Annotated in this window: 26 protein-coding genes; 6 read left to right on the top strand and 20 right to left on the bottom strand. The window is 55.6% G+C overall.

From position 1 onward, the window contains the following. Nucleotides 1-50 precede the first annotated feature (50 nt). Together Q0796_RS09905 and Q0796_RS09900 are read left to right on the top strand one after the other, a co-directional pair. Nucleotides 51-722 (top strand): acetoacetate decarboxylase family protein, encoded by a 672-nt coding sequence (locus tag Q0796_RS09905; protein ID WP_298442429.1) that lies wholly within the window; start codon nt 51-53, stop codon nt 720-722. A 127-nt stretch (nt 723-849) separates the two neighbouring features. After that, nucleotides 850-1,410 (top strand): DapH/DapD/GlmU-related protein, encoded by a 561-nt coding sequence (locus Q0796_RS09900; protein WP_298442428.1) that lies wholly within the window; start codon nt 850-852, stop codon nt 1,408-1,410. 12 nt (nt 1,411-1,422) lie between these two features. Here Q0796_RS09900 and Q0796_RS09895 read toward each other — a convergent pair whose 3' ends face one another. Then, nucleotides 1,423-2,964 (bottom strand): bifunctional diguanylate cyclase/phosphodiesterase, encoded by a 1,542-nt coding sequence (locus Q0796_RS09895; RefSeq protein WP_298442425.1) that lies wholly within the window; start codon nt 2,962-2,964, stop codon nt 1,423-1,425. 313 nt (nt 2,965-3,277) lie between these two features. Between Q0796_RS09895 and Q0796_RS09890 the strand changes: the two genes are divergently transcribed. Further along, a complete protein-coding gene (locus Q0796_RS09890) occupies nt 3,278-3,901 on the top strand; it encodes a hypothetical protein (RefSeq protein WP_298442422.1) in 624 nt (207 codons plus the stop codon). Further along, nucleotides 3,898-4,506, top strand: coding sequence for a type 1 glutamine amidotransferase (locus Q0796_RS09885; protein WP_298442419.1), 609 nt, complete (start codon nt 3,898-3,900; stop codon nt 4,504-4,506). The genes Q0796_RS09890 and Q0796_RS09885 overlap by 4 nt, the downstream gene beginning before the upstream one ends. Here Q0796_RS09885 and Q0796_RS09880 read toward each other — a convergent pair. The 12 genes from Q0796_RS09880 to rpoE all read right to left on the bottom strand — a co-directional run bounded on the left by Q0796_RS09880 (nt 4,503) and on the right by rpoE (nt 14,773). After that, nucleotides 4,503-5,465 (bottom strand): TDT family transporter, encoded by a 963-nt coding sequence (locus Q0796_RS09880; protein WP_298442416.1) that lies wholly within the window; start codon nt 5,463-5,465, stop codon nt 4,503-4,505. The genes Q0796_RS09885 and Q0796_RS09880 overlap by 4 nt on opposite strands. A gap of 452 nt (nt 5,466-5,917) precedes the next feature. Next, entirely contained in the window at nt 5,918-6,301 is a 384-nt protein-coding gene (gene acpS / locus Q0796_RS09875; protein WP_298442414.1) for a holo-ACP synthase, read from the bottom strand. Further along, nucleotides 6,301-7,029, bottom strand: coding sequence for a pyridoxine 5'-phosphate synthase (pdxJ, locus tag Q0796_RS09870; protein WP_298442413.1), 729 nt, complete (start codon nt 7,027-7,029; stop codon nt 6,301-6,303). Before pdxJ ends, acpS begins: the two co-directional genes overlap by 1 nt. Next, nucleotides 7,007-7,741, bottom strand: a complete 735-nt coding sequence (recO, locus tag Q0796_RS09865; protein WP_298442411.1) for a DNA repair protein RecO — start codon at nt 7,739-7,741, stop codon at nt 7,007-7,009. The genes pdxJ and recO overlap by 23 nt, the downstream gene beginning before the upstream one ends. 21 nt (nt 7,742-7,762) lie before the next feature. Continuing rightward, nucleotides 7,763-8,668, bottom strand: a complete 906-nt coding sequence (era, locus tag Q0796_RS09860; protein WP_298442408.1) for a GTPase Era — start codon at nt 8,666-8,668, stop codon at nt 7,763-7,765. Continuing rightward, the gene (rnc, locus tag Q0796_RS09855) at nt 8,665-9,318 is read right to left on the bottom strand and encodes a ribonuclease III (RefSeq protein ID WP_298442467.1); all 654 of its coding nucleotides are present in this window, start codon (nt 9,316-9,318) and stop codon (nt 8,665-8,667) included. Before rnc ends, era begins: the two co-directional genes overlap by 4 nt. Before the next feature lie 20 nt (nt 9,319-9,338). Then, a complete protein-coding gene (gene lepB / locus Q0796_RS09850) occupies nt 9,339-10,259 on the bottom strand; it encodes a signal peptidase I (protein ID WP_298442406.1) in 921 nt (306 codons plus the stop codon). Nucleotides 10,260-10,262: 3 nt separating this feature from the next. Beyond that, nucleotides 10,263-12,056, bottom strand: a complete 1,794-nt coding sequence (gene lepA / locus Q0796_RS09845) for a translation elongation factor 4 (protein WP_298442404.1) — start codon at nt 12,054-12,056, stop codon at nt 10,263-10,265. Nucleotides 12,057-12,201: 145 nt separating this feature from the next. Next, on the bottom strand, nt 12,202-12,639 hold the full coding sequence (locus Q0796_RS09840) for a SoxR reducing system RseC family protein (RefSeq protein ID WP_298442401.1): 438 nt from the start codon (nt 12,637-12,639) through the stop codon (nt 12,202-12,204). After that, nucleotides 12,636-13,601, bottom strand: a complete 966-nt coding sequence (locus tag Q0796_RS09835; RefSeq protein ID WP_298442398.1) for a MucB/RseB C-terminal domain-containing protein — start codon at nt 13,599-13,601, stop codon at nt 12,636-12,638. The genes Q0796_RS09840 and Q0796_RS09835 overlap by 4 nt, the downstream gene beginning before the upstream one ends. A 23-nt stretch (nt 13,602-13,624) precedes the next feature. Further along, a complete protein-coding gene (locus Q0796_RS09830) occupies nt 13,625-14,176 on the bottom strand; it encodes an RseA family anti-sigma factor (RefSeq protein WP_298442395.1) in 552 nt (183 codons plus the stop codon). 18 nt (nt 14,177-14,194) lie between these two features. After that, nucleotides 14,195-14,773, bottom strand: coding sequence for an RNA polymerase sigma factor RpoE (gene rpoE, locus Q0796_RS09825; RefSeq protein ID WP_298442393.1), 579 nt, complete (start codon nt 14,771-14,773; stop codon nt 14,195-14,197). Between the two features lie 198 nt (nt 14,774-14,971). On the opposite strand from rpoE, the gene nadB reads away from it, so the two are divergent. Beyond that, nucleotides 14,972-16,582, top strand: coding sequence for an L-aspartate oxidase (nadB, locus tag Q0796_RS09820; RefSeq protein WP_298442391.1), 1,611 nt, complete (start codon nt 14,972-14,974; stop codon nt 16,580-16,582). Here nadB and Q0796_RS09815 read toward each other — a convergent pair. From Q0796_RS09815 to nhaA, 5 genes are all read right to left on the bottom strand, one after another. Continuing rightward, on the bottom strand, nt 16,531-16,968 hold the full coding sequence (locus tag Q0796_RS09815) for a protein YgfX (protein WP_363322313.1): 438 nt from the start codon (nt 16,966-16,968) through the stop codon (nt 16,531-16,533). The two genes, nadB and Q0796_RS09815, sit on opposite strands and share 52 nt — an antisense overlap. Further along, entirely contained in the window at nt 16,949-17,218 is a 270-nt protein-coding gene (locus tag Q0796_RS09810; RefSeq protein WP_298442387.1) for a succinate dehydrogenase assembly factor 2, read from the bottom strand. The genes Q0796_RS09815 and Q0796_RS09810 overlap by 20 nt, the downstream gene beginning before the upstream one ends. Nucleotides 17,219-17,234: 16 nt before the next feature. Then, nucleotides 17,235-18,437, bottom strand: coding sequence for a Bcr/CflA family multidrug efflux MFS transporter (locus tag Q0796_RS09805; protein WP_298442386.1), 1,203 nt, complete (start codon nt 18,435-18,437; stop codon nt 17,235-17,237). A gap of 103 nt (nt 18,438-18,540) precedes the next feature. Beyond that, the gene (nhaR, locus tag Q0796_RS09800) at nt 18,541-19,443 is read right to left on the bottom strand and encodes a transcriptional activator NhaR (protein WP_298442385.1); all 903 of its coding nucleotides are present in this window, start codon (nt 19,441-19,443) and stop codon (nt 18,541-18,543) included. A gap of 25 nt (nt 19,444-19,468) precedes the next feature. Next, on the bottom strand, nt 19,469-20,698 hold the full coding sequence (gene nhaA / locus Q0796_RS09795) for a Na+/H+ antiporter NhaA (protein ID WP_298442383.1): 1,230 nt from the start codon (nt 20,696-20,698) through the stop codon (nt 19,469-19,471). Nucleotides 20,699-20,919: 221 nt separating this feature from the next. Between nhaA and Q0796_RS09790 the strand changes: the two genes are divergently transcribed. Beyond that, nucleotides 20,920-21,771: a thymidylate synthase gene (locus tag Q0796_RS09790; RefSeq protein ID WP_298442382.1), complete on the top strand. Its 852-nt coding sequence runs from the start codon at nt 20,920-20,922 to the stop codon at nt 21,769-21,771. Here Q0796_RS09790 and Q0796_RS09785 read toward each other — a convergent pair. Together Q0796_RS09785 and Q0796_RS09780 are read right to left on the bottom strand one after the other, a co-directional pair. Beyond that, complete coding sequence (locus tag Q0796_RS09785; RefSeq protein ID WP_298442381.1) at nt 21,749-22,858, bottom strand: diguanylate cyclase; 1,110 nt, start codon at nt 22,856-22,858, stop codon at nt 21,749-21,751. The two genes, Q0796_RS09790 and Q0796_RS09785, sit on opposite strands and share 23 nt — an antisense overlap. Then, a complete protein-coding gene (locus Q0796_RS09780; protein ID WP_298442379.1) occupies nt 22,851-23,324 on the bottom strand; it encodes a molybdopterin-dependent oxidoreductase in 474 nt (157 codons plus the stop codon). The genes Q0796_RS09785 and Q0796_RS09780 overlap by 8 nt, the downstream gene beginning before the upstream one ends. Nucleotides 23,325-23,524: the final 200 nt, after the last annotated feature.

Genomic DNA, 23,524 nt, shown 5'->3' with positions numbered 1-23,524 from the left:
CTTGGGATCCATCACGGACTGCGTTATCACTGCTTGGCTAAGGAACTGCCATGACTGCTGCCAACATCCTCCCCGCGCCTTGGTCGTTGCAAGGCCGTGGCTATCTGCTGCTGTACTGGTTTTCACGCCAGTGGCTGCAACAATCCGGTTTGCTGCCCAACACCTTAGCGCCATTGTCGCGCGGGGGCTTAGGGGCGCTGATGTTGGTGGATTACCAGCACGGCGATCCCAATCCCTACCAAGAGATGTTGCTGCTGCCGGGCAAGTTTGATTTTGGGGTGTGTCGGCGCCACTGCATCAGCCACATTGTGGTCTCCACCGAACAAAGTGTCGCCAGCGGCCGCGCCAATTGGGCCATTCCCAAACGGCTGGCGCAGTTTGATTGGCAACAACAGGGGCGTGACGGCTTTATCAGCATCAATCAACAGGGCAAACTCGCTGGCCACTGGCAGCTGCACCACTACCCCATGCCACTGCCGATGCACACCAAGCTGCTGCCGATGCCACTGGCGCACCCCAACGGCGAACAGCTGCTGCTGACCGATTACATCGGCTACGGCCGTGCCTACCCCGCCACCTTGGTCGACTTTCATCCTCACGATGGGCCATTAACGCCGCTGGCGCAGCTGTCGCCATTGGCCTGCTTTTACATCGATCCCTTTCGCTTACGCTTTCCCCTTGCCCGCGCTCTGACTTTGCCGCAACCGTTAGCGCCGCTCTGAACCGCCCGCACTCTTAGGCGATCTCCTGCGCCGCTTAGTCCGCTTAGTCCGCTTAGCGCCGATAACATATGGTGCGTACAGCCGAATCGGGGTAGCATCAATGCCCCCAAGAAGTGGACGTAACATCATGACAGAAATAGAAAAAATGCAAGCGGGTTTGCCCTACAACCTGTTTGATGCCGACATGGACCGCATCCGCAAACAGGTCTACCCCATATTGCAGCGATTTAACCAAGGGGCCAGTGGTCATGAGGGCCAACAGCTGTTGCAAGAGATGGGCATGGACATTCACCCCAGCGCCATGATCCAGCCACCGCTGCGAACCTGCTACGCTCGCTTCACTAAAATCGGGGCGATGTCGTTCATTAACTGGGATTGTGTGCTGCTGGATCACGCGGGGATCACCATTGGCGAGCATGTGTTGATTGGCCCCAAGGTGCAGCTGATCACCGTGAATCACGCCAACGACGCCGAGCAGCGCCTTGCTGGCATCGAAATCGCAAAGCCAATCCACATTGGCGACAAAGCGTGGCTGGGCGCCGGCGTGATTGTGCTGCCGGGGATCACCATTGGTGCAGGCGCCATTGTTGCCGCCGGCGCGGTGGTGACCAAAGACGTTGCCCCCTATACCGTCGTCGGTGGCAACCCTGCGCGGTTTATCAAAGCCGCAGAGACGGCAGCGCCTTAACCGCTGGCGGCTTCACGGTTGCGTTTGCAACCAAGCATCAAACTCCTGTGGCGGCAACGCTTTGGCGTACAGATAGCCTTGGCCATAGCCGCAACCGAGGCTGTGCAGTTTCTGCTGCTGCGCCTCGGTTTCTATCCCTTCGGCCAACACTTCTAGGCCATAGGTATAGCCCAAGCGGATCATCGCTTTTACCACCACCAGATCGTTGTAATCTTCCATAATGTCGCGGGTGAAGCTGCGGTCGATTTTCAGCACTTGGGCCGGTAACTCACGCAGGTAGGTTAACGACGAGTGACCGCTGCCAAAGTCATCAAGGGCAAACTTGACCCCCAATAAGCCACACTGGCGCATGGTGTCTGCCGCATGACGCAGATCGGTCAGGTTGTTGGTTTCCACCACTTCAATTTGCAACCGGTGGCGCGGCGCATCGGGATAGCGGGCTATCAGCAGCTGCAAACGGCTAAGAAAATCCGGCTGCAGCAGGTGGTATGGGGTGATGTTCACGCTGAGCTTCAACTGGATCCCCTGTTGCTGCCACCGAAGCAACTGCTGCAACCCTTGCTCTAGCACCCATTCCCCCAACTCTACCGCCAGCGGGTGCTGCTCGGTCGCCGTAAGAAAGCTATCGGGAAAACGCAGCCCCTGTTGCGGGTGATGCCAGCGCAGTAATGCTTCAGCACCAATCACCTTGCCGCTGCCCAACGCCACCTGCGGTTGCAGATACAGCTGCAGTTCGTTGTGTTGCAGCGCCCGCTTGAAGCGCTGCCGCTGCTGTTGCTGCACCTGCTTACACTGGCTGTCGTCCACATTGAAGCAAACGTACCCATCTTTGCCGTTAAGCTTGGCGTCGTGCATCGCGTTGTTGGCTTGGCGCAACAGGTGCTCGGGCTGCTGTTGCCCCAGCTCCGCCGAACGGCTGCTGATCCCAATGCTGGCACTCAGCCGCACTTCGACGCCGTCGATGTGCACCGGCGTGCGGCACATTAGCAGGATCCGCTCAGCCATATTGATGGCCCGTTGCTGCGAATCACAATGGCCAGAAATTAAGGCAAACTCATCACTGCCAAAACGCGCCAGTTGATCGCACAGATCAAGGCAGCCCCACAGGCGCTGACTGATCACCAACAACAGTTGATCACCAAAGGCGGCGCCATAACGCCGATTAAGCGCCTGAAAGTTATCCAGATCCAGCAACATAACACTGATGTTGCCACCGTCATCTTGGTTGCAGGCGTCTTGCAATAATTGGGTGAAGTGAGTGCGGTTCGGCAGCTGGGTGAGCGGATCAAACAGCGCTTGATGCTGCAACTCTGCGCTCGCTTGTTGCGCCTCTTGCCAGCGTCGATAGGAAAACCAGCTTAAGACTAATGGCATCAACATCATGCTCAGCAGCAACTCGTCCAGCTGCCAGGCTTCGTGTTGCCGACTAAGTTGGTATAACCATTCAAAGCCATCCAGTTGCTGCAACAGGACGCTGCTCGCCAGTAACCCCAACAGCGCGATCCCAAGATCCCATTTTGCTTGCCGCTGCAACGGCACTTTATCTCGCTTCAAGCGCCTTACCCTTTTCCGCCCAACAACCCAAGCCACACCCTAGCCAGCCACAGCGCCAATTGAAACACCCCCGATTATTAACATCGCTGAATTTGATTTAGCGCAACTTAATCACGCCAGCCGCTGTACTTAACTCACCGCCGTGTTAGGGAACGCCACGGTTAGGCTCAGCACGTTGTTCCTGCATAGAAATACACCCAAAACGTATAATTAACGTTACATTGGTGGCAACCGTGCACTCCAAGAGCGGGGTTGTTCCCCATGGGGAAATAACGCAGTGTTTCCTCTCTAGACTGCATCGCTAAGGATAAGCATGAAAACCCTGCTCGCTACTGTACTGCTACTGCTCTCACTGCCCAGCGTCGGCGCCGCCATTGGTACCCATGGCATGGCGCTGGTGCAAACCAAACAGGGGTTGGTGGCAAGCCACATGCCATTGCATGGTTCGATGCATTCACATCAGTTGCTGTTAACCCTCTCGACTGATCCCAGCGCCCAAGCCCAAATCGATGCGCTGCTGGCGCAATACCCGCTGATCACCCTCAATCCAGAAACCTTCGATCTGCATCAGTTGATGCACGGCAGCCTCAACCATTTCAGCGCCACCGTTGTCGCTGGCCATTTTGAACGCGGCGGCCAGCCCCGCCTCACTCAGGTGACATTTAACGTGGACAAGGTGCTATTGAATAAACCCTTAACCGAGTTGGCCAGTGGCAGCTATTACCCGATAGCCTTGGGGCAACAAACGTTGCTGGTGCACCGCATTGGCGCCTTGCCCAGCTTCGATCAACTGCTGTTGGTCGACACTGCCCTTGAGAGCACCACCCCGGTGCAGCTGACCGAGGGTCAGCCAACCACGCCATACCAGCAGCTTAAAGGCGGCTATCCGCTGCATTCGGTTTACTTAGAAACCCTCGATTTTCAGGAGCGCGAATGAAACTGGCGGTACTGCAACACCATCAACAGGAACACCCTGGCCTGATCCGCGACTGGGCGCAGCAGCAACAGATTGAGTTGGTGTATTGGCACAGTGAACAGCAGCCGTCGTTCGCCGCAGTTACGGCGTTTGATGGGGTGATCGTGCTGGGTGGCGAATACAACGTGAAAGACCGCGCTGAGCACCCGTGGATGCAAGCGGAATTGGCTTGGCTGCAGCAGGCGCTGGACGCGAACCGACCGATTGTGGCCATCTGCTTAGGGGCGCAGATGCTGGCACATCTGCTGGGCAGCACCGTAAAGCCGCTGTCGACGCCGGAATTTGGGGCGGTCACCTTAACCCGAGACAACGGCCAACAACTGCAAGTGCTGCAAGCCCACCATTATCACGTGGCGCTGCCCCAAGGCGCGACCCTGCATGGCAGCACTGCCCTGTGTGCCGAGCAGATCTATCACCATGCGCCCACACGGGTGCTGGGGCTGCAATGCCACCTAGAGTGGACGCAGTCGATGTATCAGCAGTTGATTGGGCCACTGCCAGAATTTGATCACCGCGACGCGCAAACGCTGCTGTTTGCCCTGCTGGATCGCCACTTTAAACGCTAACGAAGAGCGGCTCTGCCCCAGCCGTGCAGAGCAAAGCGAACTGCCACTATCGTCACCATCACCGTGGCGATCAGCAACTGCAGATCCGCCATCGCCTGAATCGCCCACACCAAGCCCCAGCCAAGTTGATCCCAGCCTAACTGCGGTAACCTTGCCACCAGCAACTCCAGCGCCGTGGCGCTGACGACCAACGGGAAGGTCAGCGCCGCAAAGCTGGGGCTAAATGGCAGCCGCAGCAGCTTGGGCAACAGCAGGTACACCAAGCAGGTAAACAGCAAAGCGGCGCTTAACAACCACAGCACCAGCGCCGGATGCGGCGCGGCCACCACCTTTAAGTACCCCGCCAACGCCATGCTGACTGGCGCCGCCATTACCCCAAAGGTGGGTTGCAACGCACCATCGCTAAAATCGAGAAAGATCAGCCGATACAGCATCAACGGCAGCAGCGCCATGCAGCAGATCAGCCCAAACCACATCAGCGCCAGATCCAGCCACGCCAACCCCGCCGGGCTGGTCAGCGGTGCCACCACAATGCCAACGGTGGGAATGAACCATGGCGGTGCCATCTGCTCCACGCCCCATCGCTTACGCACATTGACGATAAAACGCCACAACAGCCACAGATGCAGCACCACCGCCGCACTCCACAGCAAGGCGCCGGCCCATTGGCTCACGCTGGCCAGCGTCACCGACAGCATCATCAGCGCCATCGCAAAGGTTGGCATTACCGCTGCCAGCACCGGATGACGCAGCTCTTGGTTAAGTAATGGGCTGTTCAGCGTAAACTTCAGCGCCAGCGGCAGCAGCAACGCCGTGGCCAGCAGCGCCATTGCCGTTTGCAGCTGCAACCCCAAACCAAGGCGCAAGTCCCACTGCATGCCCACACTGGCGATGGCCAAAGCCAGCCCCGCCAATGGCGTTGGGATCGGTGCACTCCGTTGGCGTAACCAAGACAGCATTAACGTCACTCCTGCAAAAAAATGGCGATTATTGTCGTAGGATCTGGCCGCAATTGCTGTTGCTGCCATCACGCTTCACGCCGAAGTGGCCAGCGCACAACGCCAGCGCAATGGCTGGCGTTGATGCGATAGGCGGCGATGAGAGCAAAGCCGCTTCGGCTTTATTGCCGCATCACAGCGTTGCGCGATGTACTGCAAAATGAGGCGGAACAACAGGATGTTGTGGATGCATCGCTAAGCCATGGATGGCGCATCGATGCAGTGCCGAATGGCGCAGTGCAAGGAGCGAAAGTGACGCTGTGTTTAAGGCAGTGGGATCCCAAAGGGGGAACCCCTTTGGGTGTCGTCGCCACCGCGACATAACCACTTAAAAGCAATGTGCTGGATTGGGCTGCAGGCGACAATAGCTTCAGCACAGCCATACCAACAGCGAGCTAAAACAAAGGCTGAGACTAAGGGCCTTCGATCACCACGGTGGCGACCGCGTAGGCTTGTTCATCCGACAGCGACAGGTGGGCGCTATCGGCGCCAAGTTGCGCCATGCGCTCGGCGGCACCGCCAGTCAATTGCAACTTGGGCGCGCCCCAATCGTCGTGGCTGACTTCAATATGGTGAAAGGAGACACCGCGACCAATGCCGGTGCCCAGCGCCTTGGAGGCCGCCTCTTTCACCGCAAAGCGTTTGGCCACAAAGCGGGGCTTGTCGTTGGCTGCGGCGAGCTCATTCAGCTCGGCCGCGGTTAAGATCCGCTGCGCCAGTTTGTCGCCCAACTTATCGAACCGAGCGGCAAAACGCGGGATCTCGACAATGTCGGTGCCCAGCCCCTTGATCGCCATTAGCGGCGGGCGTCCAGCATCAGCTGCTTCATGGTTTGCACCGCCGGAGCCAAGCCTTCGATGGCGGCACGGGCGATGATGCTGTGGCCGATGTTGAGCTCGTAGAACTCTGGAATGGCGGCAATCGGCTGAACGTTATGGTAGTGCAGGCCATGCCCTGCGTTCACCACCAAGCCAAGGCTAGCGGCCAGCTTCGCGCCTTTGGCGATCCGCTCAAGTTCCGCTTGTTGCTGCACCTCGGTGCTGGCATCAGCATACGCACCGGTGTGGATCTCAATGTAAGGCGCGCCAACCGCAACCGCGGCTTCAATCTGCGTCGGACAAGCATCGATAAACAGCGACACCTTAATGCCTGCGGCTTTGAGTCGCTGGCACGCGTCTTCCATCTTGTCCTGCTGCCCCGCCACATCCAAGCCGCCTTCGGTGGTCAGCTCTTCCCGTTTTTCCGGCACCAAACAGACGTAAGCCGGTTTGATCCGCTCGGCAATGGCCAGCATCTCTTCGGTAACCGCCATCTCTAAGTTCATGCGGGTTTTGATGGTCTGCGCCAACACTTCAACATCGCGATCGATGATGTGGCGGCGATCTTCGCGCAGGTGGATGGTAATGCCATCGGCACCGGCCATCTCTGCCACGGCTGCGGCATGGACGGGATCGGGGTAGTTGGTGCCACGGGCTTGGCGCAAGGTGGCAATGTGATCGATGTTAACGCCCAGAAGTATGCTCATGTCGTCCTCGTTGTCGGCTAAATAGCGTCCTGCTGTGCAGCGGTTTATTACCGAGCAGCGGCTGCAATAGGGTTCGAATTAGGGTTTTGGCTTGGCGCAGATGCTCTGGCTCAAGCAGTTGTTGTTGGCTCCAGGCCAGCAACATGGCACCACTGACGGCGCGATGGTTCGGTTGAGCCGTGGCGATAAAGCCTTGCCCCGGTCGCCACAGGTAGTTGGCGTCAACGTGCAAGGGATCGCCGCTGGCATCGTATTCGATGCTGGGCAATTGGCCAAGGTGTTGCAGCAATAACAGTTCAACGTAACGCAGGTTGGCTTCCACTTGATTGTCGCCCGCCAAGGCCATCAAGCAGCACTGATATTGTTCAAACAGATGGGTCAGCTCTTGCCACTCGGGCAGCAAACGCTGGCACAGTTCGTTAAGGTATAAGCCACTGTAGAGCGAGGTGCCGCTGAGAGGCAGTGGCATGGTTGGGGCTTCGAGCTGCGCTAATTTCCGTAAGGTGCCGTGACCGCCAAGGCCAATCAGCAGTGGCCGAAACGGCTGCAACTGGGCTTTTTTAGCGAGGCCACTTTTGCCGCCAGTACGAGCAACGGCCGCAATGCGGCCGTGTTCTTCACTGAGCAGATCCAGCAGCAGGCTGTTCTCGCGGTAGGGGCGAGCGTGCAGCAGATAAGCACGAGTCAGTCGTGGCTCGGTCTGATTACTCACCCCTGCGCGCAACCGAAACGATTAATCGTCGCCGTAGCCAAGGCTACGCAAGGCGCGTTCATCGTCGGCCCAACCGGATTTCACTTTGACCCAAGTCTCTAAGTAGACTTTGTTGTCGAACAGCTCTTCCATGTCGATGCGGGCTTCACGGCCAATCACTTTGATCTTCTCGCCGTTGCTGCCAATCACCATCCGTTTTTGGCCGCTGCGCTCAACCAAGATCAAGGCGTTGATGTGAAAGATCCCTTTCTCGTCCACACCAAACTGTTCAATCTCAACGTTAAGTGAGTAAGGCAGTTCGTCGCCCAAGAAGCGGATCAGTTTCTCGCGCAGAATTTCCGCCGCCATAAAGCGCTGGCTGCGATCGGTAACGTACTCTTCTGGGAAGTAGTGAATGCCTTCTGGCAGCAGCTCTTGCGCCATGCTGATGAGCTGATCCGGCTTGTCGCCTTTGCCTGCCGACATTGGGATGATGGCGTCAAAGGCAAACTTGTTCTGGATCCACTCTAGGTGGGGGAACAGCTCTTCTTTGTTCTTAACCTGATCAACCTTGTTCACCACCAACACGGTTTTGCGCTCGCTGGCACCGCGTTTGATCTTATTCAACACCATGTCGTCGTCGGGCGACCACTTGGTGCCTTCCACCACCATGATCACCATCTCAACGTCACCAATGGAGGACGCCGCAGCGCGGTTCATCAAACGGTTGATGGCGCGCTTCTCTTCCATGTGCAGCCCTGGGGTATCAACGAAGATGGTCTGACGTGCCCCTTCGGTATGAATGCCCATGATGCGATGGCGGGTGGTTTGTGGCTTGCGCGAAGTGATGCTGACTTTTTGACCCAAGATGTTGTTAAGCAAAGTGGATTTGCCCACATTTGGGCGGCCAACAATGGCCACAAAGCCGCAGTAGGTAGTATCGGTCATGCTTGTAACAGCTCCAGAGTTTTGGCTGCAGCATCCTGCTCGGCCTTGCGGCGTGAAGATCCTTCACCAACGATGGTGTCGGTCAGATCTTCTACTTCACAGCTTACGGTAAAGGTTTGATCGTGGGCATCACCGGCAACGGTGAGCACGGTATACAGCGGTAACGCTTTACGGCGTCCTTGCAGGTATTCCTGCAGGCTGGTTTTCGGATCTTTCTGACGGCGGCCCGGCTCAATTGCGGCTAAGCGACTTTGGTACTGGTTTAAAATCAGTTCCCGCGCCGCTTCGGTGCCACCATCAAGGTACACTGCGCCAAAAATCGCTTCGACCGCATCGGCCAAAATCGACTCGCGACGGAAGCCGCCGGATTTCAGCTCGCCAGGGCCAAGCTTGATCACTTCCGGCAGGTTCAGCTCGCGGCCAAGCTCAGCCAAGGTTACCCCTTTGACTAAGCTGGCGCGCATGCGGGTCATGTCGCCTTCGGTGACTTTCGGAAAACGGTGGTACAGCTCGTCAGCAATAACGAAGCCTAAAATGGCGTCGCCTAAGTATTCGAGACGCTCATTGTGGCGACCCGCCGCACTGCGGTGGGTTAGCGCCAATTGCAGATGAGCTTCATCCTTGAATTGATAATTCAGTGCATCCTGCAAGCGGTTTAGCTTGGCTTGGCTCACTCGATGCCTCCAAGGCGATCAAGACGGACGCCAGTTGGAACCCAACTTGGCAATACGCTATCGGCGTCACGTTCAAATTCAAATGACATCCAGATAAAGGTGGCACGACCAACCAATTGTGACTGATCAACAAAACCCCAGAAACGGCTGTCGGTTGAGTTGTCGCGGTTGTCGCCCATGGCGAAGTATTTGCCTTCTGGCACAATCCATTCGCCCACACGCGTTCCAGGCTGGCTGTGGTAGTAGCCCACCGGCTCGCGCCGCGATGGGTTCACTAACAGATCGTGGGTGACTTCGCCCAGTTGCTCTTTCAAGCGGGTTAGCGGCAGTTTACCTTGGCTAAATTCACCTTGGTTGACGCTGGCCTGAGCCACCTCTTGCAGCTGCGGGCATGGGCTTTGGCCACGGTCACACTTCGGCTGGATGTATAACGTTTTATTGCGGTAAACGATGCGGTCGCCTGGCAGGCCAACCACACGTTTGATGTAATCAACGCGCTCATCTTTTGGGTATTTGAACACCACAATATCGCCCCGCTCTGGGCTGCCAGTGGCCACCAATTCAGAGCGCAATACCGGATCCTTGAGGCCATAGGCGTATTTCTCGACCAAGATGAAATCGCCAACCAGTAAGGTTGGCATCATCGAACCCGATGGGATCTGGAATGGTTCAAAGATGAACGAACGGAAGATCAGCACGGCAAACAGCACCGGAAACACCCCGTGGCAGTTTTCGGCAATGGCGCCTTCACGCAACATGCTGTGGCGTGCATCGTCGCCCAGTGGCGCACCATTGCTGGCTTCTGCCGTTGCCACCGCCATGCGGCGTTTCGGCAACAACACAAAATGGTCAAACGCCCACACCAATCCGCTGGCAAGGGTTAGGATCACTAAAATGTGAGAAAACAGGGTGGCCATGTATTAGCTGTCTCCGACTTTCAAAATGGCGAGGAAGGCTTCTTGTGGTACTTCAACGTTGCCCACTTGCTTCATTCGTTTTTTACCCTCTTTCTGCTTCTGCAGCAGCTTCTTCTTACGAGAAACGTCGCCGCCGTAACACTTCGCGGTTACGTCTTTACGCAGGGCTTTTACGTTTGAGCGCGCAATCACTTGGTTGCCAATGGCAGCCTGAATCGCCACGTCGAACATCTGCCGAGGGATCAGCTCACGCATCTTCTCAACCAACTGACGGCCACGGAACTGGGCGTTGTCGGTGTGGGTGATCATCGCCAAGGCATCCACTCGGTCGCCGTTGATCAGTACGTCCACTCGAACCATCTTCTCTTCGTTGAAGCGAACAAAGTTGTAGTCCAGCGACGCAAAGCCACGAGAGGTCGACTTCAGACGATCGAAGAAATCCAACACCACTTCCGCCATTGGCAAGTCGTAACGCACCGCCACTTGGTTGCCGTGGTAGGACATGTCTTTTTGCACGCCGCGACGTTCAATACACAGGGTGATCACGTTCCCCAAGTACTCTTGTGGCACCAAGATGTTGGCTTCCACAATCGGCTCGGCGATGGTTTCAATGCTGTTGATGGCGGGCAAACCTGATGGGTTATCCACCATCACTTCTTCGCCGGCGGTGGTGGTTACTTTGTACACTACCGTTGGCGCGGTGGTGATCAGATCCAAGTTGTATTCGCGCTCAAGACGCTCTTGGATGATCTCCATGTGCAACATGCCCAAGAAGCCACAACGGAAGCCAAAGCCCAGTGCGGTTGAGCTTTCTGGTTCGAAGAACAGCGATGCGTCGTTCAGCGATAACTTCGCCAGTGCATCACGGAACGCTTCGTAATCTTCCGAAGAGATTGGGAACAAGCCCGCGTACACCTGCGGCTTTACTTTCTTAAAGCCTGGCAGGGGATGTTCTGCGCCATGCTTGGCGTGGGTTAAGGTATCGCCCACAGGGGCGCCAAGGATCTCTTTGATCCCCATCACCACCCAGCCTACTTCGCCGGTAAGCAGCTCGGTTTTATCCACCTGCTTCGGCGTAAAGATCCCCAAGCGATCCACGCCCCACACCTGACCGGTGCTCATCACTTTAATCTTGTCGTTCTTCTTCAGTTTGCCGTTTTTAATGCGAACTAAAGACACCACGCCAAGGTAGTTATCAAACCACGAGTCGATGATTGAGGCCTGCAGCGGCGCCTCTGGATCGCCTTCTGGTGCTGGAATATCGCGCACGATGGTTTCCAGTACGTCGTCGATGCCGATGCCGGTTTTGGCGCTGCAACGGGTAGCATCCACCGCATCGATGCCAACGATGTCTTCAATTTCTTGGGCCACCCGATCTGGATCCGCCTGAGGCAGATCGATCTTGTTGAGGATTGGCAATACGTCCAAGTCCATCTCGATGGCGGTGTAACAGTTGGCCAACGTCTGGGCTTCTACGCCTTGACCAGCATCGACCACCAATAGCGCGCCTTCACAGGACGCCAAGGAGCGGGAGACTTCGTAACTGAAGTCCACGTGCCCTGGGGTATCAATGAAGTTTAACTGGTAGGTTTCGCCATCTTGGGCTTTGTAATCCAGAGTCACACTCTGGGCCTTGATGGTAATGCCGCGTTCGCGTTCCAGATCCATAGAATCCAAAACTTGCGCTTCCATTTCACGTTCGGACAAGCCGCCGCAATGCTGGATCAGTCGATCGGACAAGGTGGACTTGCCGTGATCAATGTGGGCGATAATCGAGAAATTTCGAATGTGCTTCATCTGTGCCGCTACTTCGCTAAATAACTGTGTCTAAATGCCAATCGGAGTAAATAATTGCGCTGCCTGACTTGGCCGAGCAAAACCCTTATTTACTACGGTTGGCACAACTAAGGGGGGCGATTTTAACGGATTTTTGGCCGCTGGGCTATGCGCCTGCGATCGGTTGCCCTAACTGACCCAGAATGGTCAACGGTTTCGGCTGTTTGGCGGCCCACTGTCGAGCCACTGCCCAGCCAGCAACACCGCCGAATAACGACGCCAAAATTGTGATCCCCTCGAGCCCAATACTAGCTTGTGCCAGCACGGCCAGTAACAGTCCTGTCATCAGCGGTAACAAATAGACCGCCGCGGATGCGCGTAAGAGATCTTGCTCGGCAATACCAATTCGCAACTGGCTGCCTACGGGGTATGAGGTTGGGCTATCAAGGGTAAGACGATTTTGCTTGGGGGCCATCGCTTTGGCCACCACGCCTGAGCCGCACTCATCCGCCTGCTCGCAATGGCCGCAGGCGGTTTGGCTAAACCAGCTGATGGTCAACTGGCCGTGGTGGTAACCTTCGACGGTTGCGATGGCTTCAATCATTCTTGGGCGGGATAGATATTGTCGGCCACGTTAGCCAAGGCTTCGACAGGCATTTTACCCACCACCACCACTTCAAAGTCGCCGTGAATGGCCGAGGCCAGCGATAAGCCGTTACCGGCGGTGATGTTCTTCGGCAGCTCGACTTTGCCGGTACGACCAATGTAGACCGAAAAATCGCTGAGGCCATCGGTTAACGCCAGGTATTCCACCGGCTCGTTCAAGCCCAACAGCATGTGCTGATCGTAATGACGTACTTCAAACCCTTGCGGCAACCAACCGAAACGCCACGGGTGCTCCGCTTTGCTGGCTGGCGCCATCACCACTTCCGGCCACGGTTGGGCTTTCAGCTCGGATAGGATTGGCAGCGGTTCGCCAAATACGTGGATCTCAATCACCAGCATCTGTTCCAGCAGGGCATTGTTGGGATCAACCAAGTCGACCCGCAACGGCAACGCGGTATCGATGTCGATCCAGACGCGGTATTGATAGCGGTATTGATCTGCGGCAACGATGCGGATCAGCTGAGCACTGCGCCCCGCCACGCGGTTACGCCCACCGGCAACAAAGCGGTAGTTGTCTTGCAACTGCAACAGCCCACCGGCAAAGGCGCCGGGGACAACCCCAGGGATCCGGTTGCTGGTTACGCTGTAAGGTTGGCTGTCTTGCTCAAGGTAAACCACTTTATCGGCAACCCGAGCGGCGCTTTTAATCGAACCGTTCAAGTGCTCTAAGAACGCCACCTGTTCGCCATTCAGGACGCCATGGTGGTAGCGCATAGGGCGGATCTGCTCGCGCTGCATCTGCACTAACGAGAGCTGATAGTTGCTGGTGTTAAGGGCGGTTTCCATCCGGCTGAGCCACTGTTTGGCGACGTCGCTGGAGGATTCGGTGGGTGTATCGGCGGGGGCCGCGCTGATCATCGAAGAGAAGATCAGCGCCGCTAAAAACAAAATACGCTGCAATGTAAGGTCCTGTCAGCTAAGGATCACTGTTGTACCACGATACCATTTAAACGCTGCTGCAGCAGGTGATCCCGTAAGAAGGCGTTAGCGCGCATCTGCTGCTCTTTCGCTTCCTCTTCGGCGCTGCGCTCGTTTTGCTGGCCCATGCCTGGTACTTGGTAACTGGCTGGCGTTGGCGCCCCCAGTAACGGCGTGGTTTGCAATACGGGGGTTGGGTTTACGCTGTTTTGTACGCCGTACTGTTGTACGCCGACAACGGCAACCGCTGCCACACCCGCCGCAATGGCGTATTGGCCAAATTGCTTGCCCAGTTGCACCACTTTCGCGGGCAGAGCAAAGCGTTGCTTGGTCGGCTTAGGTGCCAATACTGTTGGCTCTTGCTCTAATGCCGCAGCCACGCCAGCGGCAATGTCGAAATTCAGCTCATTGGGCAGTTCGTTGCGCATGGCATCACCAATCAAATGGTAGTTTTGCCAATGCTGGTTGAGCTGTGGATCGGACAAGACTTGGTCCAACATGCCGTCGTGATCGTTACCATCCACGTAAGCCGACAACTGTTCCTTTCTATCTGTCACCATGAAGTACCTTTGTTGTTACCGCTCAATCAGCGGTTGAATTTTCCGTTCGATGGCTTCCCGGGCACGAAAGATCCGCGAGCGGATTGTGCCAACCGGGCAGTCCATCACTGCCGCAATCTCTTCGTAGCTCATCCCTTCGATCTCTCGCAAGGTAATGGCCACTTTTAACTCTTCGGGCAAGTTATCAATGGTGTTAAACACCACGGTTTTGATCTCGTCCGATAACACTTGGCGTTCTGGGGACGCTACGTCGCGCAAAGCATCTGCACCATCGTAGTACTCGGCTTCTTCGGCATCCACATCACTGGCCGGCGGGCGACGCCCTTGGCTAACCAGATAGTTTTTGGCCGTGTTTACCGCAATGCGATACAACCATGTGTAAAACGCGCTATCACCGCGAAAATTTGGCAAAGAACGGTAAGCTTTAATGAACGCTTCTTGCGCCACATCCGCCACGTCACCTTGGTTTTTCACGTAGCGACCAATCAAGTTGGCCACTTTATGCTGATACTTCACAACGAGCAGGTTGAAAGCTTGCTTATCACCCTGCTGCACGCGCTCGACCAGTTGTTGATCACTTAACGGCTCACTCACTCGAGTCGTCACTCCTACTAACCTGTTGAATTTTTTGCTTACTCGTCTCAAGCGCACTAAGTAAGACTGCCGCCCTCAGAGAAAGTTCGTAAATATTTTTGTCAATTTACAAAAACCAGCTACTTCGTTAAACATTGGGCGTTTACGGCAACTCGCGGTAACATTATCGAATCACTTCAATTCCCACCATGATACCGGATGACTCAAGGGCTTGAACACCGCACCGACGCGTTAATTATTGGCAGTGGTGCCGCGGGCTTAACGTTGGCGATCAAATTGGCGCAACACGCCAAAGTAACCGTCATCGCCAAAAGCAAACTCAAAGATGGTTCAACCTACTATGCCCAAGGCGGCGTAGCGGCCGTGTTTGATGAAGACGACAGCATCGACTCCCACGTGGACGACACCTTAATTGCTGGCGCAGGCCTGTGCGATCGGCAGGCGGTGCACTTTACCGCCAGCAACGCACGCAAAGCGCTGGAATGGCTGATCGGCCAAGGGGCGGATTTTGATACCGAGATCGACAGCGACGGTCAAAGCCGCTTTCACCTAACCCGCGAAGGCGGCCACAGCCATCGGCGCATCTTGCACGCCGCCGATGCCACCGGCAAAGAGATCCAGCAAACCCTGCAGCAACAAGCACGACAGCACCCGAACATCACCGTGCTGGAAGGCTATAACGCGGTGGATCTGATCACTGCGGATAAGCTCGGCACCGAGCAATCCAACCGCGTGTTGGGGGCCTATGTGCTTAACCGCGACAGCGGTCAGGTGGAAACCGTGCAGGCGCACTTTGTGACTCTGGCGACCGGCGGCGCGTCCAAGGTGTATCAGTACACCTCAAACCCCGACGTTGCCTCTGGCGATGGCATTGCCATGGCATGGCGTGCTGGCTGCCGCGTGGCCAACATGGAATTTAACCAATTCCACCCAACCTGCCTGTTTCACCCAGAAGCCCGTAACTTTCTGCTGACCGAAGCGCTGCGCGGTGAAGGTGCCTTGTTGCGCCGCCCTGATGGCAGCCGCTTTATGCCGGACTTTGATGATCGTGAAGAGCTGGCGCCGCGGGACATTGTCGCCCGCGCCATTGATTATGAGATGAAGCGCTTGGGTGCCGATTGCATGCATCTGGACATCAGCCACAAACCGGCCGAGTTCATTACCAAGCATTTTCCCACCATTTACGAACGCTGCCTTGAACTGGGGATCGACATCACCGCCGAGCCTATCCCAGTCGTACCCGCCGCCCACTACACCTGTGGCGGCGTGGTCACCGATCTGAACGGCGCCACCGATCTACCCGGGCTGTATGCTATTGGCGAAGTGGCCTATACCGGCTTGCACGGCGCCAACCGCATGGCCAGCAACTCGTTGTTGGAATGTTTGGTGTTTGCCCGCGCTGCCGCCCACGACATCGAAGCGCAATTGGCCGAGGTACAACAACGGCCCGTGCCGCCACTGCCGCGCTGGGATGACAGCCAAGTGGTGGATTCCGATGAACAGGTTGTGATCGCCCACAACTGGCATGAATTGCGCCTGTTTATGTGGGATTACGTGGGGATTGTGCGTACCGATAAACGGCTGCAGCGAGCGCTGCGACGGGTCGAGATGCTTAACACTGAAATCCAGCAATACTACAGCGACTTTAAGATCAGCAACGATCTGCTGGAGCTGCGTAACTTGGTGCAAGTTGCTGAGCTGATCATCCGCTGTGCCATGAACCGCAAAGAGAGTCGCGGCTTGCACTTCACCTTGGATTACCCGGAATTAACGTCCGATCCCGCACCAACGATATTGTCACCCCGCTGAACCTGCAGGGCAACTCGGCACAGGCGGCGCCAACTGGCGTCGTCAACGCTGTCTTGCCACAGCCATTGCCACCCTAAAGTCTCACTGTGCAGCAGCAACAGTTGCGGCAGCAATCGACAGCGCCGACTCAGGCTAAAAACACACCCATCTTGCAAACGTCGCCCCTGCCCTTGGGCATCAACCGTAAATGGGGCGATCCGCGGTGGGGAACGATGCCATTGCTGCCAACCTAAATACGCCATCAACAGCAGTAACAGCGGCAGCTGCCACTCATTGTAACGCGGGGTGATCAGCACCAACGCCAACAGCAGTACCCAATTAGCCCAGCGTAAACGCTGGGCTAATTGGGAGGGTATGGGCGCGAAACTATAAACTGTTGCGGGCAAGGATCAGTTGCACCATGGCCGCTAACTGCGGTTGCGGGCAGGTTTCGTGGCCCATAAACCACGCGAACATCTCTGGATCATCGCAGGTCAGCAACCGTTCAAATGTGATTTTATCCTGCTCAGACAGATCAGCGTAATGGCGCTCAACAAAAGGTTCTAGCAGCACATCCAGCTCTAACATGCCACGGCGGCAGGCCCATTTTAGGCGGCGAATATCGTGAGCCAATTGCTCTGATTGCGGTTGCGTCATCCTTGTTCCTTACTTCTCATTTTTGCTCGCGGTTCAGTGTACCACGCTGTTGTAGCAGAAAAATCCCGATAGCAATAATGCTGCAACTGGCCATCATTAACACCAATGGCAGCGGGGTACCGGTGTGCAAACTGCTGATCACCCCGCCCGCTAAGGCGCCCCAACCAAAACGCAAGAAGCCACCTAGGGCCGCAACCGAGCCGGACGCTTGCGGAAAAGGTTCCAGCGCTAAGCTGGTGCCGTTGGCTGAGATCAGCCCTAACGGCCCTAAGATCAAAGTCACTGGCAGGGTTAAGCCCCAAAGCCATAACGGCGCCAACCAATAGCACAGCAACAGCAGCAACGCCCCAACCAGAGCGATAGATAAGCCAATGCTGAGCATCTTACGGGCACCATAACGGGCCACATAGCGAGCGTTTAAGCTGGTGCACAGCATCATCACCACAATGTTCAAACCAAACAGGTAGCCAAAGTGCTGTGGCGCCACGCCGAAATATTCGATGTAGACAAAGGGGGCGGTGGTGATAAACGAAAACAGCGTGCCGGCGGTCATGATGCCGATAAGCAGGTAGCTCATGCAGTGGCGATGACGCAGGATCATGGCGTAGGTGGCCAACGCATTCGCAAACGATAACTTGTTTCGGCGCTGGGGCGGTAAGGTTTCGCCAATGCCAAAGGTAACCGCAATCAGCATCAGTACCGCAGACACTGCCAGCACCACAAACAGACTCTGCCAACCGGAAAACAGCAGCAAGTAGCCGCCTAAAATCGGCGCCAGCAACGGCGCCAGCTGCATCACCAACATCACAAAACTGATTGCACGGGCAAATTCATCGCGCTCGAAACGATCGCGGATCATCCCCATTGCGACTACCGACGTCGCAGCCCCCCCAAGGGCCTGCACCGCCCGCCACACCAAAAGCGATTCGATGCTTTGCGACCAGAGGCAGCCAAGACACGCCAGCGCAAACAGCAGCAAGCCAGCGGCCATCACCTTCAGGCGGCCAAGGGCGTCGGTGATCGGCCCAAACAGCAGCTGGCCGATCCCAAAGAACAGCAGATAGATACTGACCGAAAACTGCACCCGCTCGGTTGCGGTGCCAAAATGTTCAGCGATGGTGGGGATCGCTGGCAGATACATGTCGATCGCCAGCGGAGTCAAACCGGTGATGGCGCCAATAATGGCAATAACTAACGGGTAGGAGGCTGCAGGTTTCACTTTTACTACTTCTTCAAGTGGAGCGCATAAGGCAAGAGAGGAATGATCTCACCAGCCATGGCACAACACAAGCACAGTAATTCGTCAGCAGCGACTGCTGTTGTTAATTTTGCGCTGACTCTTGGCCCGCAAAAAATGGGGCGAAGTCGGTGTTCAGCAGCCGCCTCACCGCGGGGTGCTGGATCATCCGCTCTGCAAACATCACGTGATACTCCTCCTGCACCTGACTCGTACGGCCAATCAACACCATGCCCGCATCCAGCATCTCTTGCTGTTGCAGCACCGGCGTAACGAATACGCCGTGGCTGTTGCGGCCAAAGGCTTTCATCATGGCCGCATCGTCAAATTCGCCCAACACCTTGGGCATAAAGCCCAAACCATCAAACCAGCGCAGCAACTGTTGCCCTAACGCCGACTGCCGCTGCGGCAGCAACATCGCCGCATTGGCTAAATTGGCGGGGAATTCACCGGGCAGAGGATCGCGGCTGAAGAAGCACACATCGCAGCTGCCCAGCTTTTGGCTCAAGATGGTGGAGTAGTTCAGCGATTCGGCATCACTGCCCGATAGGATCATGTCGAGTTTATGTTGTTCTAACCGTGCGGCAAGCTGATCGTCGGCGGCTTGAAAACAGTTTAAGTGGATGCTGCCATCGGCGGGCATCACCGACAGCAACACACGGCTGGCCAATGGCTTCGACAGCGTTTCAGCAATGCCCACTTCAAACAATATCGATTCATCTTTGCTGTAGTTGAGGACATCCTGCATCTCGTAAGCCAAATTAAACATCTGATCAGCGTAGCGATACACCAGCAGCCCCAATTTGGTGGCTTGCAGTTGCCGCCCTTTTCGATCAAACAGCTTGCCGCCTAAGCGCTGCTCGAGTTGCCGGATCTGGCCGGTAACGGTTTGCGGCGTTAAGAATAACGCCGCCGCGGCCGCCACCACCGAGCCCTTTTTTTGCACCATCCAGAAGTAATACAGATGGTTGTAGTTCAGATGCGCCATCAGCGTCCTTTCGTTGTGATTATGATTACACGCTCTGGCTCACGCCGCTGTCGTGGTGGGTCTGATGAAAGGTCTGCTTGGCGTTAGGCTGCGGCTCGCGGCCTGCCCAGCGCAGCAAAACAAAACCGATCACGGCGGCGGCTCCTGAACCAATCAAGATCCCCAGTCGCGCCATAGCGCCATACTCCACCATGCCCACTTCAAACGCCAGCGACGCCACAAACATCGCCATGGTAAAGCCGATGCCGCACAACCAGCCCACGCCCAACATCTGTAGCCAATTAACCCCTTGAGGCAAACGCGCCAACCCTGCGATAACGGCAATAGCACTGAACACCATGATCCCCAACGGCTTACCTAACAACAGTCCCATCGCGATCCCCAACGGCAACGGCGCCATCAAGTCGCTGATGCTCACCTCCGTTAAGGTGACCCCCGCATTGACAAAGGCAAACAGCGGCAGGATGAAATAGGTGCTCCAAGGGTGCAAGCTGTGCTCTAACACATCGCTAGGGCACTGTTTGCCCGCTTTGGGCACCGACGGAATCATAAACGCCAACACCACACCGGCTAAGGTGGCGTGCACCCCAGATTTTAATACCGCGACCCACAAAATAATGCCGATCAGCAGGTACGGCGTCAGGCGGCGTACGCCAAGGCGATTAAGGGCAAACAGGGCAGCAATGGCGGCGGCGGCAATCACCAAACTGGTGGTTGATAAACTGCCACTGTAGAACAGCGCAATAATGATGATCGCCAACAGGTCGTCAATGATCGCCAGCGCCAACAGGAATACCTTTAAGCTTGCCGGAGCACGACTGCCCACTAACGCTAAAATGCCCAAGGCAAAGGCGATGTCGGTAGCCGCTGGGATCGCCCAGCCATTGGCGGCAACGGGATCGTCACCGGCAATCACTAAAAACAGCAAGGCCGGCACCACCATGCCGCCAATGGCCGCAAAACTAGGCAAAGCCGCTTGCTGCCAACTGGACAGCGCACCGTGCAACAGTTCGCGCTTCACTTCCAGCCCGATCAGCAAGAAGAACAGCGCCATCAACAGATCGTTCACCCACAGCAGCAACGGTTTATCCAGATCTAAAGCACCAATGCGGATCTGCACCGGCAGCTCTAACACGCTCTGATACCAGTTCGCCAATGGCGAGTTGGCTAATGTCATCGCCATCGCCACCATCAACAACAGGATCATTCCCCCCGCTGCTGGCTGCCCTAAAAAGTTTTTGATCCGCTGTGGCATAACTCACTCCTATCTAAAGAGCGTTGAGTCTAAAGAAGCTGCTAAGACAGTAAAAATCGTTTCTAACTGCATCATAGCTCGGAAATTCCGATGTTTTAATGGGCGCGAAATCGATCCTCTGCGCACCATTGGCTGCGTCAATTCTGGCGCACGTCGATTTTTAAGCCGTTGATCTGCTAGGATCGGCGCCACTCTATCCCCCAGTTAGGAATGCTCTGCCCATGAAACAATATCTGGATCTGTGCCAACGGATTGTCGATCAAGGCCAGTGGGTCGAAAATGAGCGCACCGGCAAACGCTGCCTAACAGTGATTAATGCGGATTTGGAGTACGATGTTGGTGGCGGTCAGTTCCCGCTGGTTACCACCCGTAAAAGCTTCTATAAATCGGCTATTGCCGAGATCATCGGCTATCTGCGCGGTTACGATAACGCCGCCGATTTTCGCAAATTGGGCACCAAAACTTGGGATGCCAACGCCAACGACAATCCAGCGTGGCTGAATAACCCCTACCGTAAAGGCGACGATGACTGTGGCTTTATCTATGGGGCGATCGCACGCAACTTCCCGAAACCCGATGGCGGCAGTCTCGATCTGCTGCAGCAAATCATTGATGACTTAAGCAGCGGCAACGACAACCGCGGTGAGATCCTTACCTTCTATCACCCCGGCGCATTTCACATGGGGTGCCTGCGTCCCTGCATGTACAGCCATCACTTTTCCCTGTTAGGCGACACCCTGTACCTCAACAGCACCCAGCGCAGCTGTGATGTGCCTCTGGGGCTGAATTTCAACATGGTGCAGGTGTATGTGTTGTTGGCGTTGGTGGCGCAGATCACCGGGCATAAGCCGGGTAAGGCCTACCACAAGATTGTGAACGCCCACATCTATGAAGATCAGCTGGAGTTGATGCAGCAGGTGCAATTAAAACGCGAGCCGCTGCCGCTGCCTACCCTGAAGATAAACCCTAAAATCAAATCCCTGCGGGATCTGGAAACTTGGGTCACCATGGATGATTTTGACGTGGTGGATTACCAACACCACGACGCCATTAAGTACCCGTTTTCGGTATAGGCGACGACACAAACACCTCAACGGCGCTGCGATGCAGCGCCTTTTGTTTCTTGGCGCAGTACATCGCACTGTCCGCCGCCGCCAGCAACTCTTCAGAGCTTGTCAGTTGCAACGAACGGTAGGCCACGCCCACTGCCGCCCCGACCTGCACACTTTGCTCGTCCACCACGACCGGTTGCTCAATCTGCTCCAGCAAACGCTGCACCACGGCAAGCACATCATTGGCCTGTCGAAAGTTAACCAGTACCAGCACAAATTCATCGCCACCAATACGACAAAACCGATCCCGCGGTTTGATCTGGCGGCGACAACGATTGCCTATCGCTTGCAGCAAGGCATCCCCAACATGGTGGCCATGATTGTCATTAATGGCCTTAAAGCCGTTTAAATCAAAGAACACGCAGGCCACCGGCTGGCTGCGTTTTAATACGTTATCAAGGTGTTGTGTGCACTGGGCGCGATTGGGCAATTGGGTCAGCGGATCGATGGAAGAAAGGTAATTGGCGCGGCGAAAGCGGAATACGGTTGCCATCCAAATCGGCAACGCAATCACCCCAAACACAAACGCCGAGTAGATGATCATCAGCAGTTGCTGCTTATCCCGCTCAATGCCAGCAACAAAGTTACTCAACTCTGCCGAACGCACGTTGCTGAAAATCACTTGTTCATAACGCTGTTGCACCTGATGCAGCAACCGATCCAATTGACGTAAGGTGCTGGACTGCGGCGAGGCGGTAAGCTCCAGTTGCTCGATCTGCTGCATTTGCCGCTGTAACTGCCCAGTGATCTGATGCTGCAGCTGCGGCAACACTTTCGCATTGGTCGAAAAGTAGTCGTAGCTCACCAAGAGAAAGGCAAGTCGATTCTCCAACTCAACTTCATCGTCAGCACTGAATTGCTGCTGTTCTAGCATCAGATCCAACCGATATAGATCGCGACTAAAGCGCCAACTGGCCCACTGGGTTGCTCGAACGGTCTCAATGTACGCCACAATCCGCTGCTGACTGTGCTGGTAGTCGTAGGTCACCTTCAGGGCCGCAGCCAGCATCAGCAGCGGGAATAAGGCGTACATCAAAAATTTATTCATACAGATCGATCTGGCTAACGAACCACACCATATCGTAATTGAGATCAATCAAATGACTTTGTTCGGTATCAATTAAATGGCTAACATCCGCCACCAAAGTCAGCGGCCCTTTTTCCCGCACCGAGATCGGTCTGCCATTCAGCTGATAGGCTAATAGGTAATCTATCTGCGCTAACTCCTCAGCGCTGATCATCACTTGGTAACCATTCAGAGCGGTAATTTTCAGCTGCTTAATGGCACTCAAGCCAACATGCCGCTGCAGCTCAAGTAAACGCACCCCACGATAATGTTGCGGGCTGGGCTCTGCTTGCCACGGCATCGGCGAGGTGATCTCAGTGACCGGCAACTGTTGCAACTGCGCAAGTGATAACGCCCACTGCTGTTGCCCTTGAGTGATTGTTAATGACGGCGCCGCCACAGCAATCACACTCCATAATCCCCAAATTAGCGCGATCGCAATTCGCATAATTAGCTCCTGCTAATGCCCTGATTTGCGGCTAGGGTAAAATGCTGTTTATCCCCTGTCTAGTCCATTACTAAGGGATCTAACCATCGAAAAAATCCATTAAAAAAGCAGCAGTTTTCAGCAAAGTTTCAACGGCAACAGCCACGATCCACCGAAACCCCGAACGAAGCGCATTCACCAAAGATCATGCTGACAACAGA

The organism is uncultured Ferrimonas sp. (assembly GCF_947489035.1).
In the GTDB taxonomy this organism is placed as follows: domain Bacteria; phylum Pseudomonadota; class Gammaproteobacteria; order Enterobacterales; family Shewanellaceae; genus Ferrimonas.
This window is presented reverse-complemented; position numbering and strand designations above follow the sequence as displayed.

Coding starts and splice junctions, on each gene's coding strand:
- lepB (WP_298442406.1), bottom strand. CDS start 10,259: ATGGCCACCCTGTTTTCTCACATTTTAGTGATCCTAACCCTTGCCAGC.
- nhaA (WP_298442383.1), bottom strand. CDS start 20,698: ATGCCACAGCGGATCAAAAACTTTTTAGGGCAGCCAGCAGCGGGGGGA.
- Q0796_RS09905 (WP_298442429.1), top strand. CDS start 51: ATGACTGCTGCCAACATCCTCCCCGCGCCTTGGTCGTTGCAAGGCCGT.
- nadB (WP_298442391.1), top strand. CDS start 14,972: ATGACTCAAGGGCTTGAACACCGCACCGACGCGTTAATTATTGGCAGT.
- Q0796_RS09780 (WP_298442379.1), bottom strand. CDS start 23,324: ATGCGAATTGCGATCGCGCTAATTTGGGGATTATGGAGTGTGATTGCT.
- Q0796_RS09885 (WP_298442419.1), top strand. CDS start 3,898: ATGAAACTGGCGGTACTGCAACACCATCAACAGGAACACCCTGGCCTG.
- Q0796_RS09880 (WP_298442416.1), bottom strand. CDS start 5,465: ATGCTGTCTTGGTTACGCCAACGGAGTGCACCGATCCCAACGCCATTG.
- era (WP_298442408.1), bottom strand. CDS start 8,668: ATGACCGATACTACCTACTGCGGCTTTGTGGCCATTGTTGGCCGCCCA.
- Q0796_RS09890 (WP_298442422.1), top strand. CDS start 3,278: ATGAAAACCCTGCTCGCTACTGTACTGCTACTGCTCTCACTGCCCAGC.
- acpS (WP_298442414.1), bottom strand. CDS start 6,301: ATGGCGATCAAGGGGCTGGGCACCGACATTGTCGAGATCCCGCGTTTT.
- pdxJ (WP_298442413.1), bottom strand. CDS start 7,029: ATGAGCATACTTCTGGGCGTTAACATCGATCACATTGCCACCTTGCGC.
- lepA (WP_298442404.1), bottom strand. CDS start 12,056: ATGAAGCACATTCGAAATTTCTCGATTATCGCCCACATTGATCACGGC.
- Q0796_RS09790 (WP_298442382.1), top strand. CDS start 20,920: ATGAAACAATATCTGGATCTGTGCCAACGGATTGTCGATCAAGGCCAG.
- nhaR (WP_298442385.1), bottom strand. CDS start 19,443: ATGGCGCATCTGAACTACAACCATCTGTATTACTTCTGGATGGTGCAA.
- Q0796_RS09840 (WP_298442401.1), bottom strand. CDS start 12,639: ATGATTGAAGCCATCGCAACCGTCGAAGGTTACCACCACGGCCAGTTG.
- Q0796_RS09785 (WP_298442381.1), bottom strand. CDS start 22,858: ATGAATAAATTTTTGATGTACGCCTTATTCCCGCTGCTGATGCTGGCT.
- Q0796_RS09900 (WP_298442428.1), top strand. CDS start 850: ATGACAGAAATAGAAAAAATGCAAGCGGGTTTGCCCTACAACCTGTTT.
- Q0796_RS09810 (WP_298442387.1), bottom strand. CDS start 17,218: ATGACGCAACCGCAATCAGAGCAATTGGCTCACGATATTCGCCGCCTA.